Source organism: Sphingomonas sp. R-74633 (genome assembly GCF_013416555.1).
GTDB lineage: Bacteria > Pseudomonadota > Alphaproteobacteria > Sphingomonadales > Sphingomonadaceae > Sphingomonas.
This window is the reverse complement of record NZ_JACCFG010000001.1, coordinates 1,049,668-1,065,134: the sequence shown is the minus strand read 5'-3', so window position 1 is coordinate 1,065,134 and position 15,467 is coordinate 1,049,668. Positions and strand designations below refer to the sequence as shown.

Below are 15,467 nucleotides of genomic sequence, written 5' to 3'. Positions count from 1 at the left end.
AGAGGCGGTGACACGCGGGCACAGACGATCCGGCCCGGCAGCTTTCGCCACCGGGCCGGGCCGCATTCAGAAGGACTGCCAGTCGTCCGCGGCAGCACCGGCGCCGTTCTTGCGCACCAGTGCCGACACCGCAGCCGCCGGGAGCGGCTTGACCGGAGAGACATAGGACTTGGCCGACGTCATCGCCGCGGGCCGACGCCCTGGCTCGCCGACATTGAAGCGGCGGGCCTGCTCGGAGAGCGTAGTGACTTCGCTGGCGAGGTTACGCGCGGCAGCCGAGGTTTCCTCGACCATCGCCGCATTCTGCTGGGTCGACTGGTCCATCGCACCGATCGCGGTGCTGACTTCGCTGATCGCGGTCGCCTGCGCCTGGTTGTCCGACGCCATTTCGCCGAGCAGCCCGTGCACTTCGCCCACGCCGGTCGAGATGTTGGCGAGCGCGCCGTCGACGCGCTGGACCATCTCCACTGCCGCAGTGATGTCGGTCTGGGTAGCGGTCAGCTGGTCGCGGGCGCGGCCGGCTTCCTCTTCCGCCCGCATCGCGAGCGCCGAGACGAGATCGGCGACCACCGCGAAGCCACGGCCGGCTTCACCGGCACGGCCGGCTTCGACGGCGGCGTTCATCGCGAGAACGCGGGTCTGGAAGGCGATCTTGTCGAGCCCTTCGATGACCGAGTCGATGCCCTTGGCGCTTTCGCTGACGCGGCCCATCGCCTGCACCGCTTCGTCGGCAGTCTCGCGGCCGTTGGTCACGGTCGAGATCGTGTCGTCGGCGCGGGCAACCGTGCGGTTGGCAGCATCGGCGGTCGCGCGCAGGCGGCCGTTCATCTGGGTGACTGCGGCTGCCGTCTGCTCGAGGCTGGCGGCATTGGCTTCGGTGCGTCGTGCCAGGTCTTCCGAGGCCTGGGCGATCTCGCTCGAGCCGGTGTGGATCGACGATGCCGATTCCATCACCGAAGCGATCAGGCTGCGCAGCTCGGTCACGGCGGCGTTGAAGTTGGTCTTCACTGCCTCGTAATCGCCCGGGAAGGCCTGGGTGATCTCGGCGGTAAGGTTACCGCCGGCCAGTTCGGAGAGGTGCGTCGAGATGGTCTCGACGACCATCTTCTGCTCGGCCTCTGCTCGCGCATTGGCGGCATCGGACGCCTGCTTGGCGACCGCGGCATCGCGGAACACCAGCACTGCACGTGCCATGTCGCCCAGCTCGTCGCCACGATCGGTATCGGGCACCGCGATGTCGTTCCGGCCCGCAGCGAGATCCGCCATGGTGCGGGTGAGGCCGCTGATCGGCTTGGCGATCAGACCCGTGAGCATCACGGCGAGTGCGATGGCGATGCCGATCAGCGCGATTGCGCCGACCACGAGCACGAACAATGCCGTGCCGATCGCCGATTCCTGGCGCGCGCTGTTCTTTTCGATCAGCGCGGTCTGCGCGTCCTTGATCTCGCGCAGCGGCAGCACGGCGTTGCTGGTCAGCACTGCCTTGCCCGCGGCACGGACTTCGGCCTCTGCCGCGTCACGCTGGCCTGCCTTGACCTTGGCGATCAGGCGATCGCTCCAGTCCTTGCGCCACTTCAGCGTTTCGTCGCGCGACTGATCGAGCGCCGCCGCGAGCTTGGGTTCCTTGAGCAGGTCCTCGAGCTCGGCCGACGTCTTGTCATAGTCGGCGCCGCCTTCGTTGTACGACTTGAGATAGGTCTCGTCACCGGTGACGAGGAAGCCGCGCATCTGGCTGTTCTGGCGCAGCAGCGCCGTCTCGAGACCGAGCGTCTTGGCGTGAATGGACTGGCTGAGATTGTTGGCGTCGGTCGAGCCGCGAATCGCAGAAATGCTGGAATAGAATACCAGCATCACGACTGCCGCCGTCGCGCAGATCGTCAGGAACGAAAGTCCCAGCTTCCTGGGGATCTTCATGGCCTTGAACATATTTCCTAGCCTTTATCGAGGTGACGGCTCTTGCGACCGCATTGCTGCCACCCTCAAAGGGGGCCTTCCGAACAGGAGAGGACCCGAGCCGCGCCCCTCGCGCGGCCCGGGCCTTGTTCCCGATCAGAAGTCGAAGCGGACCGAGCCCGAGATCGTGCGGCCGTTGAGGACGTGCGCACGGGCAACGCCTGCCGCCGGGATCACCGCGTCGTCGATCGCAGTGATCGCGACGACGTCGAACAGGTTGGCTGCGTTGAGCGACAGCGTGACCTTGTCGAGCGGACGGAACTGCACGAACGCGTTGGTCGTCGTGTAGCCCGGGACCTTCAGCGTGTTCGCAGCGGTGGCCCAGCTGCCGGTCGTGCCGACAAACACCGCACCGACACTGAACTTGTCGGTCGTGATCTGCGGGGTGACCTGGTAGATCAGCTTCGCCTGGTGCTGCGGCGTGTGGCCGTTGTTCGCCGGGGTGAGCACGTCCTTGACGATCTCGGCATCCGTATAGGTCGCGCCAGCAGTGATGCTGAAGATACCCATGCGGTAGCTGCCCTCGAACTCGGCGCCGATCGCCTTGTAGTCGCGCAGCAGCGGCTGGCCGGTGGTCGAGTCGAGGTTGCTGTCCTCGGCCTTGGCCCAGAAGCCGGTGACGTTGAGCGTCAGGTTGTCGTTGCGGAACTTAACGCCCGCCTCGGCCTGGTGCACCACGTCCACCGCGGCGTCCTTGTCGATCATGCTGCCGTCCAGCGTGCTCACCAGCGGCGAGAACTGGATACGGTCGGCATTGGCGCGGCCGCCACGGCTGTAGCGAGCGAAGACCGCGAGCGGCTCCGCGATGCGCCAGTTGATGCCGGCCGAGTAGGACAGATAGCCATAATTGTAGTCGACCGGGGCGCCGCGTGCCGGGGTGTAGGCAACTGCCATCTCGGGGACCGAAATCACGCCGTCGCCATTGATGTCCTTGGCAACGGTGCCGACGCGACCGCCGCCGAGATCCGCACCGAAGACGGTGCCTTCGGTCTTGCCGAAGTCGTAGCGCAGCGAGCCACCGATGGCGACGCCACCGATCTTCAGGTTCACCGAGGCGAACGGCGCGTTGGTGGTGGTGGCGAGGTCGTAGGTGCGGCGGAACTGGCCGGGGGTCGGCGCGCCATAGCGCAGCGTGCCGTCCTGGGTGACCTTGATGTTGGTCGGGGTCACGACGTCGAGCAGCGCCGCGTCACCATTGTCGGAGATGCCGCTGAGAACGCTCGCCCAGTCCCAGTCGGACTGGATCGTCTGGCGCGAGCTGTAGACGCCGACCGTGGTGGTCAGGTCATTGTCACCGAGCTTCCACACCTTGCTGGCGCGGATGTCATTGGTGATGTTCTGCAGGCTGTGCAGGTCCGTGTCGGCGAGCATCATCAGCGCGCCGAGGCCGTTGCCGTTCAGCGTAGTCGGGTTGGTGACGGTCTGGCCGGTGAGCGGGCCGCTCGCATAGCGAAGCGAGCCACCCGGGGCGCCGAACGCCGCCGGCATCGCTGCCGCGGGCACGAACTGGGCATAGTAGATGCCCATATAGTGGTTCGACATGTCGGCGTAGCGGAACTTCTCGGTCAGGTCCCAGCCGGCGACTTCGAACTTGCTCTCCAGACCGATCGACTTGACGATCGGGTGCTGGCCGGCAGTGACGTCGTCACGCACGGGCTGGTTCTGGCCGTTGAGGGTCAGCTGGCTCTGGAAGTTCTTCGAGAACAGCGAGTCATGACGCACGTCATAGCCGGCAATGTTCTTGTAGACGGGCTTCAGGTTGGTGCCGCTCACCGCGATCGGGGTGATGTCATAGGCCGGCGTCACGTCGTCCATATACTTGGCGTAGACGCGGACATAGCCGCCATCGAACTCCTTGGTGACGTTCAGCTTGATCTGGCCACCATGGGTCGAGTTGTATCCGGTCGCGCGCGGGCCTTCGCCGTCGCGGTAGAAGCCGCCGACATGGAAGCGCAGCGTCGGGGTGATCTTGGCACCATAGTCGAAGTCGACGCGGCGCATGCCATAGTCGAGGCCGGCCGAGAGCTGCACGGCGCCGCCTTCGGTGTCGCCGGTCTTCGAGATGAAGTTGACGATGCCGCCGGGCGAGTTCGATGCGAAGGTCGAAGCCGAGCCGCCGCGGATCGCTTCCACGGCTGCCAGGTTCAGGTCGGCGCGCAGGAACGTGTCGGCGGTCGCGAAGGCGATGTCGCCGAACTCGAGGATCGGCAGGCCGTCTTCCTGCAGCTGCAGGAACTTGGCGCCGGTCGAGGCGATCGGGAGGCCGCGGATGGTGATGTTGGCGCTGCCTTCACCGGTCGAGGCTTCGGCGCGAATGCCGGGGATGTCGCGGAGGATTTCCGAGATCGAGCGTGCGCCGATCTTGTCGACCTCGCTGGCGCGCAGGGCGCTGGTCGAGGTGGCGCTGTCCAGACGGTCGCGGCCCTTGGCGACGCCGGTCGAGAACACCTCTTCGGTGCCCTTCTTGGCCGGGGCCTTCTGGTCCTGACCTTCGGGCTTCGCGTCGGTGTTCGACACGACCGGTGCGGCCGGGACGGTTTCGTTGGCCATGGCAGGCGCGACGAGCGCGAACGGCGCAACAGTGATCAACAGGAAATGCTTCTTCATGATATTGGTTACCCACCTTAGAAATTGGTGACCCTGCGGGGTCGTGTTTCCCTGGAATTCGCGATGCTCTGTTGCTTCGTCCTCGGCGTGCGCGGTCCCTCGCGGCTGGCCTTGGTCGAAGCGAAAACTGGGAAGGAAGGACGGTGCCGGGCGATGCGGACGCAGCGGGCACGCAGGGACCCGATCCGGCGCGACATGGATCGCGCAGGTTGACGGACTTGCGATGCGGATTGTGCGTTCGCGCGGAGCGGCTCCCCCTGCTCCTCGCTTCGACATGACGGAACGGCCGGACATCCGGCCATTGCCTATGTGCAGTCTTCACGCCCTTTACGGGCTAGATGCGCGTCGAACCTTGCTCCTTCCCCCTCACTCGCGGCCGGAGGGCCACGCCGTTAATATAGCCGGGTCGTTCGGGAGGCGGGTCGAAACTACGTAAAATTATTATTCTGCGTAAATTCTGCATATCTCTGAGATACAACGATTTCTCGGCGCAAGCGGCGGTGCGCGCGCGCAACTTGCGGGCGCAGTGTTGCGCGCGGGACACATATTTGTGCCGCCGGGGAGGGGGAAGAAGCCGGGATTGGGGCGCTATTGGGCGGGCTTGGCCTGGCTGCGCTGCGCGACGAGATTCAACACCAATTGCGCATATTCATTGTTCGGGTCGATCGCCCGAGCCTCATTGGCTGCGCGCGTGGCGGCGGGCAGGTCGCCCAGTCCGGCGAGACCGATGCCCTTGGCGGCGATGAGGTTGGCGCGCTCCGCACCGGCGCTGTCCTTGTCGCTTGCGAGGAAGCGATCGATGAACGGCGGCATGTCTGCATAGGCCGAGAGGCTGAGCAGGGTGGCGACATATTCCTTGGTCAGGTCATGCTGGTTCGGCGCGATCGCCAGGCCCTTTGCATAGCTCGCCTTGGCGCCGGCGAAGTCCTCCATCTCATACTGGATCCAACCGACCGCATAGGCGAGCTCGGCATAATGGAGGTTGCTCAGCACGAAGTTGGAGCCGGCCGGGAAGCCGTCGATCGCCTTGCCCGCCTTCTTCGCGGCGTCATAGGTGAGGAACTGGTGTTCGTCATAGACGCGCACCTCGCCGCCGCAGCGCTCGGCCAACGGCATGGCGGCGGGGAGGGCGGCATAGCGCTTTTGCAGGGCGGGCAGTATCGCAGTGAAGCCCGGCTTGTCCTGCGCCTTCATCAGCGCGAAGGTTCTGTCGATGTCCGGCTTGATCGCGGCGGCCCATGCGGCCTTGTCTTCGCACGAACCGGCCTGCGCAGGGGTGGGGGCGAGCAGGGTGAGTGCGACGACGGCTGCAATCCAGTATCCGGACATCTGCATAACCCCCTGGAATATTTGGCGGAGAGGGTGGGATTCGAACCCACGGTGAGCTTCCACCCACGGCGGTTTTCAAGACCGCTGCCTTAAACCACTCGGCCACCTCTCCGCGTCAGACCCCCCGCTAATGCGATCCGCGACGATCCGCCACAATTTGTTGACGAAAGCATTGCCCAAGGGGTTCTGCATCGCGCTGCCCTGTGGCACAAAAAGACCATGCGGGGACGAAATAGTGTAGTGCGTAGCCTGTTGGCGCTTGGTGTGGCCGTAATCACGGCGGCGCCTGCGATTGCGCAGGACGAAAGCGGCTTCCAGACCTATCTGGGCGAGCTTTCGCGCCAGGCGGCCTCCGAAGGCGTGAGCCGGCGCACGATCGACATGGTCGTCCCGACGCTCACTTATAATGCCCGCGTGGTGCAGCTCGACCGCCAGCAGCCCGAGACCGCGCCCAACGCCCCGATCTCCAATTTCGAGCCCTATCGCCGCGCGCATGTCGATGCCGCGCGGATCGGGCAGGGGCGCGCCGCCTATCAGCGCGAGCGCAGTCGGCTGCAGCGGATCGAAGCCGAGACCGGCGTGCCCGAATCGATCATGGTCGCGATCTGGGGCCACGAGACCAATTACGGACGGGTGATGGGCGGCTTCGACCTGCCGCGCGCGCTCGCCAGCCTCGCCTATGAAGGCCGCCGCCGCGACCTGTTCGCCAGCGAGTTCATCGCGACGCTCAAGATGGTCGACCGCGGCGTCCCGCGCGAGAAACTGGTCGGCAGCTGGGCAGGGGCCTTTGGCGGGCCGCAATTCCTGCCCTCAGTCTATCTCCGCCTGGCGCGTGACGGCGATGGCGACGGGATGGCCGATATCTGGACGAGCGAGGCGGACACGCTCGCCTCGATCGCCAATTATTTCGTCAATGCCGGCTGGCGCCCGGGCCAGCCCTGGGGCTTCGCAGTGAGCGTGCCGGCCAATCTCGACCGCGGCGCGATCGCCAACAAGAGCGTTGCGCCGCGCTGCCCGCGCGTCTTCGACCGGCATAGCCGCTGGAAGACGATGGCGGAGTGGCGCGCGTTGGGGATCGTGCCGCAAACGCGCGCCTGGCCGGCCGATAATGTCCAGGCGACGCTGCTCGAGCCCGATGGCCCGGGGAAGACCGGCTATCTGCTCACCGGAAATTATCGCGTGATCCTCGACTATAATTGCTCGAATTTTTACGCTTTGTCGGTAGGCCTCCTCGCCGATGAGGTCGAACGCTAGCATTTTCGCGCTCTCGCTCCTGGCTGCCCTTGGCGGCGGAGCCCCGAGCTATGCCCACCCGATGCAGCAGCGGGGCTCCGTGGCTGCGCAAGCCTATGGCGGGGACGATCAGTCCACCGAGACCTGGCGCGCCGCCGACGGCACGCTTCGCTCACGCCCTGCGCGCCAGCAGCCGGCCCAGCCGCAGGTGCAGCCGGCGCCCGAGCCGGTGGAGCAGCAGCCCGAGCCCCAATATCAGCAGCAGCCGCAATGGGCCGATCCCGCGCCCGCACAGCAGCAGTCGAGCGCGCCCGGCGCCTCCTATGCGGTTCCCGGCAGCGCGCCGGCACGCCAGCAGCGCACCGCGCCGGCTCCGGTTCAGCAGCAATGGCAGCCCCAGCCCGCTCCACAGCAGCAAATGCCGCAGGACTATGCTGATCCCGCCGCCGGAGCTGCCGGTCCAGCCGGCTCGTCGCAGCCTGCGCCCGGCGAGACGCCGCGCTATGACGAGATCGGCTATGCCGGCGTCCGCCCGGTGAGCGGTGGCGGTGCGGCCGACCAGGCGGTGGTAGCGGTGCATCGCTCGCTGCCGGCGAATTCCTATGTCGAAGTCACATCGCTCGATACCGGGCGGACGATCCTCGTGCTCGTCACCGGCACGGACCCGGGCGCCGATCATCCGATCGACTTGTCGGCCGGCGCCGCGCGGCTGCTTGGCGCGAGTGGCGACAGCGTCGGCGTGCGCATCCGCAGCGTGAACCCACCGGCGATGGACAAGAATGCGCTCCAGGCGGGACACGCGGCCGGCGACCGCGCCGATGCGCCGCAGGTGCTGCTGACGGCGCTGCGCAAGCGCCTTCCGAGCCAGCCAAGCTATGCCAGTGCCGCCCCGCGCACGCCCAGCTATAGCCCGCCGCGGACGGCCGCACCGCGCCCGGCAGCGGTCCGGACGGCCCCACCGACGGCTCGGCCGGCCGCAAATGGCAAATATATCGTCCAGGTTGCCGCACTTTCTAACGCAAGCCGCGCACAAGCGCTTGCCCAAAGCCTAGGCGGGTTCGTAAAGCCGGGGGGCGGGCTCTATCGTGTCCAGCTCGGTCCCTTCGCTACGGCGGGCGAGGCCGATGCGGCACGACGGCGCGCCGCGGGCGCGGGCTATGGAGATGCACGCGTCCAAGCCAACTGAAAGGCCGGACGGACCCCATGAAGAAGTATCTGCTTGCTGCATCGTTCCTGGCGCTTGCCGCCGCCGCGTCCACGCATGCCGCAGGCCCGCCGCCTTTCGATACGCCGGCGCCGATCGCCTATATGGAAGACCTGTCCTCGGGCGCGGTGCTCTATGCCAAGGACGCCGATCGCCGCATCCCGCCGGCATCGATGGCGAAGATGATGACGGTCTATGTCGCCTTCGACCTGATCAAGCGGGGCGAGCTCAAGCTCGACAAGCAGATCGAAGTGCAGCCCGAGACCTGGAAGAAGTGGCATTCGCAGGGCTCGACCATGTTCCTGGCGGTGGGCGAGAAGCCGACCGTGTCCGACCTGCTCAAGGGTATCGTCACGCTGTCGGGCAATGATGCCTGTGTCGTGCTCGCGGAAGGCATCTCCGGCACCGAGGAAGCATTCGTCCAGCGGATGAACGAGGCGGGCAAGAAGCTCGGCCTCAGCAACAGCCATTTCGGTACGTCGAACGGCTGGCCCGATGAAGGTCGCACCTATGTGACAGCGCGTGACCTGGCACATCTCGCCAAGGCGACGATCCAGGACCATCCGGACCTCTACAAGCAGTTCTACGCGCTGCCCAGCTTCACCTGGGGCAAGACGCTGGGCGCCGGCAACGACATCAGCCAGGCGAACCGTGATCCGCTGCTCGGCAAGGTGCAGGGCGCCGATGGCCTGAAGACCGGTCATACCGACGAAGCCGGCTATGGCTTCACCGGCTCGGCCGAGCAGAATGGCCGCCGTCTGGTGATGGTGGTCGCCGGGCTCGACACCTATGGTGGCCGCGCCGAGGAATCGGTGAAGTTCATGAATTGGGGCTTCCGCGCCTGGCAGCCGCGCCCGATCGTCAAGAAGGGCCGCAAAGTCGGTGAGATCCAGGTGCAAGGCGGGACAGCGAGCAGCGTTGGCGTGATCGCGCCGCGCGACCTGACCGCCACCGTGCCGGCCGGCACCGCGCCCGAGATGCAGGGCCGTATCGTCTATAACGGCCCGGTTCCGGCCGGCTTCAAGGCGGGCGACCATATCGCCGACCTCGTCATCGACTCGCCCGGCCTGCCGTCGCAGACCGTGCCGCTGGTCGCCGAGAAGGATGTGGGCGAGGCGGGCTTTTTCGGCCGCGCCTGGCGCGGGTTCTGGTCGCTGTTCGGAATGTGATGATTCCCTCTCCCATCGGGAGAGGGAAGGGGCCCGCTCGGTGCAGCCGAGCGGGAAGGGTGAGGGCAGGCCTCATCCTTCTGCCCTCACCCTTCCGGCGCTTCGCGCCTCCCTCCCTCTCCCAATGGGAGAGGGATTGATGCTGATCGGTAACGACTCCGCCCGCGCGGCGCTCGCCGCGGCGATGGCGAGCGGCAATCTCCACCACGCCTGGCTGATCGCCGGGCCCGAGGGGGTGGGGAAGGGCATGTTCGCGCGGGCGGCGGCGTTGCGCCTGCTGGCTGAAGGCGCCGGTCGCGATCATCTGGCCCCCGGCTGGGATGTGCCGGAGGAGAGCCAGACCGTCCATCTCGTCAACGCCGGCGCGCATCCGGACTATCGCGAGCTGGTTCGGCTGCCCAAGGATCCGGACAAGCCCGACGAGGCGCTCGCCCGCTCGATCACGATCGCGCAGGTCCGCTCGCTCCAACCCTTGTTTGCGACCAAGCCGAGCTTTTCGTCGCGCCGGGTGATCGTGATCGATGCGATCGACGATCTCGAGCGCGGCGGCGCCAATGCGCTGCTCAAGAATCTCGAGGAGCCGCCGGCGGGGACGATCTTCCTGCTGGTGAGCCATGCGCCCGGCCGGCTGCTGCCGACGATCCGCTCGCGCTGCCGGCTGCTGCGCTTCGAGGCGCTGCCTGACGCCGATGTGAGCGCGATCCTGCGCGAGCAGCTGCCCGACGCGAATGGCAATGAGATCGCGGCGCTGGTCAAGGCGGGCGAGGGCTCGCCGGGCCGGGCGCTGGGCTTTGCCGGGCTCGATATCGCCGCGATCGAAAGCGAGATGGTGGCGCTCGCCGAGACCGGCGATCCCTCCAACATGATCCGCAGCCGGTTGGCCAAGCTGCTCGGCATCAAGGCCGCGCAGCCACGCTATGAGGCCTTCCTCGAACGCGCGCCGAGCTTCATAGCCGAACGCGCCAAGCCGCTCTCGGGTGACGCGTTGCGCACCGCGCTCGATGCCTATGGTGCCGCGCGCGAGCTGGGTGGGGCGGCGACCGGGCTGTCGCTCGACGCCTCGTCGACGGTGTTCGAGATGGGCGGCATCCTCGCGAGGCTGGGCCGCGCTTAACGCCGCTTTAGGCATCGGCGGTTATTTCGGGCCCGAAACAGGGGATCGGAATATGAGCGCAATCACCGGCATTACGGGCATCGACACCAGCGGCGCATCCACCTCGGGCGCGGCCGCGACGAATGGCGCGAGCACGACGAACTTCGACGCGATCCTGGAGGCCTTCAAAAAGGCCGCGAGCGAAACGCCCGAAGAGCGCGCCCGCGACGCGGTGCTCAAGAAGCACGATCTCTCCGAAGAGGATTACAAGAAGCTGCCGCCCAAGCAGAAGGACGCGATCGACAAGGAGATCGCCGAGGCGGTGCGCAAGGTCCATGAGCGCAAGACCGGTGTGGCGATCGGCGATGCGCCGGTGTCGGTCGAGAAGATGCTGGGCTGATTTTCCACGCTGTTCCCCGGCGAAAACCGGGGGCCAGTTACAAGCGACACGGAAGAGTAACCCTGGGCCCCGGCTTTCGCCGGGGAACAGCTGAGAGCTAGTGGCTACTTCTCGCCCCAGCCGATCAGCGCGTTCGGGTCGGGCGTGTCTTCCATGTAGAGCGGCTTGCTCGGCTTCTTCGCCTTCTTCTCGATGATCGGGTCGTACGCCGCATCGCCGCCCTTCTTGTTGAGCTTCATGTCGCGCGTGATCTGGTCGCCGGTGAGCAGGTTCCAGCTCAACTCGAACCCGTCATGCGCATAGGTGCGGCTGTAGAGCATCGCGTCGATCCCGATCAGCCGCATCCGTGGTCTGGGACCCGGCGCCAGCCGATAGCGATAGACAGTGTTCACCGCGGTGGTGCCGCCGACCAGGTCGGTGATCTTGAGCACGCCCTTGGTGATGCTCACATCCGCGGCGCCAAGGGGGTAGGTGTCGAGCTTGAGCGTGCCGATCGTGACGAGCTTGCCGCCTACGCGCAGCATCGCCTTCACCGTGCGCGTTTCCTCACCGGAGCCGATCAGCACGATATCGGACTGACCGTCCCCGTTAAGGTCGCCATTGGTGACGCTTTCGACCGCTTCGCCCTTTGCGAGTTCGGCCTTGATCTCGGGCGAGGCCTGTTGCGCCGCTGCCGGCGTGACGATCAGCAGTGCCGTGAGTGCCAGGATCCGCATCCGCCCCTCCGCTTTTTGAACCGCGCCAAGACTAGCATGTGCCGCGCCCAGCCTCTAGACGCGCCCTATGGCCGACCCCTTCTACATCACCACCGCGATCCACTATCCCAATGGCCGCCCGCATATCGGGCACGCCTATGAGATGATCGCCGCTGACGCGATCGCGCGCTTCCAGCGCCAGCAGGGCCGCGACGTGTTCTTCCAGACCGGTACCGACGAGCATGGCCTCAAGATGGTCAAGACGGCGCGCGACCGCGACATGACTGCGCGCGAGCTTGCGGACGAGATGTCCGCATATTTTAGCGAGATGGCTGAGAAGCTTGATATTTCGTGCGATCGTTTCATTCGCACGGTGGAGGCCGATCACTACAAAGCAAGCCAGGCGATCTGGCAGGCGATGGCGGACGCCGGCGACCTGTACCTTGATCGGTACGAGGGCTGGTACTCGGTGCGCGACGAGGCGTTCTACGAGGAGAAGGAGCTCGTCGAGGGGGAAGGGGGCGAGAAGCTTTCGCCGCAGGGCACTCCGGTGGAGTGGACCGCGGAGGAGACCTGGTTCTTCAAGCTGTCGAAATACGAAAAGCCGCTGCTCGACTTCTACGCCGCCAATCCGGACTTCATCCGCCCGGAATCGCGCCGCAACGAGATCCTCCGCTTCGTTGAAGGCGGGCTCGCCGATCTTTCGGTCTCGCGCACCAGCTTCGACTGGGGCGTGCCGGTGCCGGGTTCGCCGGGGCATGTGATGTATGTCTGGGTCGATGCGCTGACCAATTACCTGACCGGCGCGGGCTATCCCGACGATCAGGAGCGGCTGGCGCGCTATTGGCCGGCGGATATCCATCTGATCGGCAAGGACATCGTCCGCTTCCACGCGGTCTATTGGCCGGCCTTCCTGATGTCGGCTAAGATTGCGCTGCCCAAGCAGGTGTTCGGGCACGGCTTCCTGCTTAACCGCGGGGAGAAGATGTCCAAGTCGGTCGGCAATGTCGTCGATCCGATGGCGCTGGCGGACTATTACGGCGTCGATGCGCTGCGCTACTTCCTGCTGCGCGATGTGAGCTTCGGCAATGACGGCACGTTCAGCGACGAGGCGATCGTCACCCGGGCCAATGCCGATCTGTCGAACAGCTTCGGCAACCTTGCCCAGCGCACGCTCGCCTTCATCGCCAAGAATTGCGAGGGCAAGGTCGAGACCGGGCGCGGCGAGGAAGCCGACGGCGTGCTGATCGCCGAGGTCGACAATGCCTGTGGCGGCTTCATCCGCGCGTTCGAGGATCTGGCGCTGAGCCAGGGCGTGGAGATCTGGATGACCGGCGTGTTCGCCTGCAACCAGTATATCGATGCGCAGGCGCCCTGGGGGCTGCGCAAGACCGATCCCGAGCGGATGCACGCGGTGCTGAGCACGCTGCTGCGCGCGATCCGACGTCTTGCCGTCACGATCGCGCCGGTGGTGCCGGGCTCGGCAGCCAAATTGCTCGATCAGCTTGGCCCGATGGGCGATGCGGACTTCCGTATCGCGCCGCCGACCCCCATCTTCCCCCGGCTGGAGCTGAAGGAAGAAGCGTGAGACTGGCCGACAGCCATTGCCACCTGATCTACAAGGGCCTGGGCGAGCAGCAGCCCGAGGTGCTTGCGCGTGCGCGCGAGGCGGGCGTGGTGGCGATGCTCAATATCTCGACTCGCGAGCGCGAATGGGACGAGGTCATCGCCGTCGCCGAGCGCGAGGCGGACGTCTGGGCATCGGTCGGCATTCATCCGCATGAGGCGGACGAGCATCCCGATATCGATGCGTCGAAGCTGATCGAGAAGGCGCGGCATCCGCGCGTGGTGGGCATCGGCGAGACCGGGCTCGATTATTATTACGACCATAGCGACCGTAATCGCCAGCGCGCGAGTTTCCGGACGCACATCACCGCATGCCGCGAGACGCAGCTGCCGCTGATCGTCCATACCCGCGACGCAGAGGCGGACACCGCCGAGATCTTGCGCGAAGAGATGGGGAAGGGGGCCTTCCCCGGCGTGATCCACTGTTTCACCGCGAGCCGGGAATTCTCCGAAATCGCACTCGAGCTGGGCTTCTACATCTCGATCTCGGGCATCGTCACCTTCAAGAACGCGAAGGATTTGCAGGACACCGCCGCCCAGCTGCCGCTCGATCGCCTGCTGATCGAGACCGATGCGCCGTTCCTGGCGCCGGTGCCGCACCGCGGGAAGACCGGCGAGCCGGCGTTCGTCGCCGATACCTGCCGTTTCCTCGCGCAGTTGCGCGGCGAGGATCCCGACGCGCTGGCGGACGCGACTCGCGCGAATTTCCACAAGCTGTTCGCCAAGACCCTGGCATGAAGCTGCGCATCCTCGGCTCGGGGACTTCGTCCGGCGTGCCGCGGATCGGGAACGACTGGGGTGACTGCGACCCTGCCGAGCCGAGGAACCGGCGCACCCGTGCCTCGGCACTGGTGTCGACCGCCACCACGCGCATCCTCATCGATACCAGCCCCGATTTCCGCGAACAGGCGCTGGCGGCGGAGCTCACCGATATCGACGCGGTAATCTGGACACACGACCACGCCGATCACTGCCACGGCATCGACGACCTGCGCGTGCTGATGCATTTGCGGGGAGGGGAGCCGCTGCGCGGGCTTGCCCGGCCGTTCACGCTAGAGCAGCTCGGCAAGCGCTTCGACTATGTGTTCAACGGCCGGGCGCTTTACCGCCCGACGGTGGCGATCGAGCCGCTGCCGGATGCGATCACCATCGGCGATATCCATATCCGCGTGACGGATCAGCCGCATGGCGGCATTACATCAGCGGGCCTGCGTTTTGAAAGTAACGGAAAATCCATAGCTTATGCTATAGATTTCAATGAGATGACGCAGGATATGCGTAAACTGTATAAGGATTTGGACCTGTGGGTGGTCGATTGCCTGCGCCGGCAGCCGCATCCGACCCATGCCGATCTGGGTGCCGTGCTGGGGTGGGTGAGTGACCTTGCGCCGCGCCGTACCCTACTCGCGCATATGGACAATTCGATGGACTATGCGACGCTCACAGCTTCGCTTCCCGCCGGAGTCGAGCCGGGCTTCGACGGCATGGAGGTTGCGGTATGACCGACGATCGCCTGGTCCAGTTGCTGTTCCTGCTTGGCGCGCTGATGCTCGCGCTGAAGGCACTGACGGCGCGGCGGATCACGCTCCGCGGCCTCGTCCAGACGTTGGTGATCTGGGGCATTGTCGGTGTGACGATGCTGATCGTGATGAACCACCGCCAGGAACTCGGCGGGCTGCTTGCCACGGCGTCCGAGAAGCTCGGCTATGAGCAGCAGAGCGTCCAGGGCGAGACGGTGCGCATCAAGATGAGCCCGGACGGACATTTCTGGGCGCGGGTGAAGATCAACGGCGTAGAACGGCGGATGCTGGTCGACAGCGGCGCCACGGTCACTGCGATCTCGGCGGATACCGCCGCGGCTGCCGGCGTGAAGCCGTCGCTGGCGCCGCCGGTGGTGATCGAGACCGCTAACGGCACGGTACAGGCGCAGCCGGCGCGCGCGGACGACGTGGCGATTGGGCCGCTGACCACGCAGGATCTGCCGCTGGTGGTGGGCGACAGCTTCGGCGATCTCGATGTGCTCGGCATGAATTTCCTGTCGCGGCTCAAATCCTGGCGCGTCGAAAACCGCGTCCTGATCCTCGAACCGGCCAAACGCCGGGAAGAGCGGGTGCTGCTGCCGACCTCCGGCGACCGCAGCTAGATTTAACATAATGTA

At 66.0% G+C, this 15,467-nt stretch carries 13 protein-coding genes and 1 tRNA gene; 9 read left to right on the top strand and 5 right to left on the bottom strand.

Translation table 11 applies throughout. The features are described 5' to 3' along the window. Positions 1-66: 66 nt before the first annotated feature. The 4 genes from HZY97_RS05075 to HZY97_RS05060 form a co-directional block, all read right to left on the bottom strand. A complete protein-coding gene (locus HZY97_RS05075) occupies positions 67-1,926 on the bottom strand; it encodes a methyl-accepting chemotaxis protein (protein WP_180141181.1) in 1,860 nt (619 codons plus the stop codon). Between the two features lie 123 nt (positions 1,927-2,049). After that, positions 2,050-4,560, bottom strand: a complete 2,511-nt coding sequence (locus tag HZY97_RS05070) for a TonB-dependent receptor domain-containing protein (RefSeq protein WP_180141179.1) — start codon at positions 4,558-4,560, stop codon at positions 2,050-2,052. A 588-nt stretch (positions 4,561-5,148) separates the two neighbouring features. Further along, positions 5,149-5,889, bottom strand: a complete 741-nt coding sequence (locus HZY97_RS05065; protein ID WP_180141177.1) for a hypothetical protein — start codon at positions 5,887-5,889, stop codon at positions 5,149-5,151. A gap of 22 nt (positions 5,890-5,911) precedes the next feature. Beyond that, positions 5,912-6,001, bottom strand: a tRNA-Ser gene (locus HZY97_RS05060). Between the two features lie 107 nt (positions 6,002-6,108). Between HZY97_RS05060 and HZY97_RS05055 the strand changes: the two genes are divergently transcribed. The 5 genes from HZY97_RS05055 (at position 6,109) to HZY97_RS05035 (ending at position 10,988) form a co-directional block, all read left to right on the top strand. Further along, positions 6,109-7,143, top strand: coding sequence for a lytic transglycosylase domain-containing protein (locus HZY97_RS05055; protein ID WP_180141175.1), 1,035 nt, complete (start codon positions 6,109-6,111; stop codon positions 7,141-7,143). A gap of 79 nt (positions 7,144-7,222) precedes the next feature. Beyond that, positions 7,223-8,308 carry an SPOR domain-containing protein gene (locus HZY97_RS21055; RefSeq protein ID WP_180141173.1) on the top strand — a complete coding sequence of 362 codons (1,086 nt, stop codon included), beginning with the start codon at positions 7,223-7,225 and terminating at the stop codon, positions 8,306-8,308. Positions 8,309-8,325: 17 nt separating this feature from the next. Then, positions 8,326-9,495: a D-alanyl-D-alanine carboxypeptidase family protein gene (locus HZY97_RS05045; protein ID WP_180141171.1), complete on the top strand. Its 1,170-nt coding sequence runs from the start codon at positions 8,326-8,328 to the stop codon at positions 9,493-9,495. Between the two features lie 139 nt (positions 9,496-9,634). Next, the gene (locus HZY97_RS05040) at positions 9,635-10,609 is read left to right on the top strand and encodes a DNA polymerase III subunit delta' (protein WP_257214873.1); all 975 of its coding nucleotides are present in this window, start codon (positions 9,635-9,637) and stop codon (positions 10,607-10,609) included. 52 nt (positions 10,610-10,661) lie between these two features. Then, entirely contained in the window at positions 10,662-10,988 is a 327-nt protein-coding gene (locus HZY97_RS05035; RefSeq protein WP_180141167.1) for a hypothetical protein, read from the top strand. Between the two features lie 104 nt (positions 10,989-11,092). Here the strand turns inward: HZY97_RS05035 and HZY97_RS05030 are convergent, their stop codons facing one another. Next, on the bottom strand, positions 11,093-11,704 hold the full coding sequence (locus HZY97_RS05030; protein ID WP_180141165.1) for a hypothetical protein: 612 nt from the start codon (positions 11,702-11,704) through the stop codon (positions 11,093-11,095). Between the two features lie 67 nt (positions 11,705-11,771). Between HZY97_RS05030 and metG the strand changes: the two genes are divergently transcribed. The 4 genes from metG to HZY97_RS05010 are packed head-to-tail and all read left to right on the top strand — an operon-like array spanning position 11,772 to position 15,452. After that, on the top strand, positions 11,772-13,271 hold the full coding sequence (metG, locus tag HZY97_RS05025) for a methionine--tRNA ligase (protein ID WP_180141163.1): 1,500 nt from the start codon (positions 11,772-11,774) through the stop codon (positions 13,269-13,271). Continuing rightward, positions 13,268-14,047 carry a TatD family hydrolase gene (locus HZY97_RS05020; RefSeq protein ID WP_180141161.1) on the top strand — a complete coding sequence of 260 codons (780 nt, stop codon included), beginning with the start codon at positions 13,268-13,270 and terminating at the stop codon, positions 14,045-14,047. Before metG ends, HZY97_RS05020 begins: the two co-directional genes overlap by 4 nt. Beyond that, entirely contained in the window at positions 14,044-14,811 is a 768-nt protein-coding gene (locus tag HZY97_RS05015) for an MBL fold metallo-hydrolase (protein WP_180141159.1), read from the top strand. Before HZY97_RS05020 ends, HZY97_RS05015 begins: the two co-directional genes overlap by 4 nt. After that, complete coding sequence (locus HZY97_RS05010; RefSeq protein WP_180141157.1) at positions 14,808-15,452, top strand: TIGR02281 family clan AA aspartic protease; 645 nt, start codon at positions 14,808-14,810, stop codon at positions 15,450-15,452. The genes HZY97_RS05015 and HZY97_RS05010 overlap by 4 nt, the downstream gene beginning before the upstream one ends. Positions 15,453-15,467 lie beyond the last annotated feature (15 nt).

Coding starts and splice junctions, on each gene's coding strand:
- HZY97_RS05075 (WP_180141181.1), bottom strand. CDS start 1,926: ATGTTCAAGGCCATGAAGATCCCCAGGAAGCTGGGACTTTCGTTCCTG.
- HZY97_RS05070 (WP_180141179.1), bottom strand. CDS start 4,560: ATGAAGAAGCATTTCCTGTTGATCACTGTTGCGCCGTTCGCGCTCGTC.
- HZY97_RS05065 (WP_180141177.1), bottom strand. CDS start 5,889: ATGTCCGGATACTGGATTGCAGCCGTCGTCGCACTCACCCTGCTCGCC.
- HZY97_RS05055 (WP_180141175.1), top strand. CDS start 6,109: ATGCGGGGACGAAATAGTGTAGTGCGTAGCCTGTTGGCGCTTGGTGTG.
- HZY97_RS05045 (WP_180141171.1), top strand. CDS start 8,326: ATGAAGAAGTATCTGCTTGCTGCATCGTTCCTGGCGCTTGCCGCCGCC.
- HZY97_RS05040 (WP_257214873.1), top strand. CDS start 9,635: ATGCTGATCGGTAACGACTCCGCCCGCGCGGCGCTCGCCGCGGCGATG.
- HZY97_RS05035 (WP_180141167.1), top strand. CDS start 10,662: ATGAGCGCAATCACCGGCATTACGGGCATCGACACCAGCGGCGCATCC.
- HZY97_RS05030 (WP_180141165.1), bottom strand. CDS start 11,704: ATGCGGATCCTGGCACTCACGGCACTGCTGATCGTCACGCCGGCAGCG.
- metG (WP_180141163.1), top strand. CDS start 11,772: ATGGCCGACCCCTTCTACATCACCACCGCGATCCACTATCCCAATGGC.
- HZY97_RS05015 (WP_180141159.1), top strand. CDS start 14,044: ATGAAGCTGCGCATCCTCGGCTCGGGGACTTCGTCCGGCGTGCCGCGG.
- HZY97_RS05010 (WP_180141157.1), top strand. CDS start 14,808: ATGACCGACGATCGCCTGGTCCAGTTGCTGTTCCTGCTTGGCGCGCTG.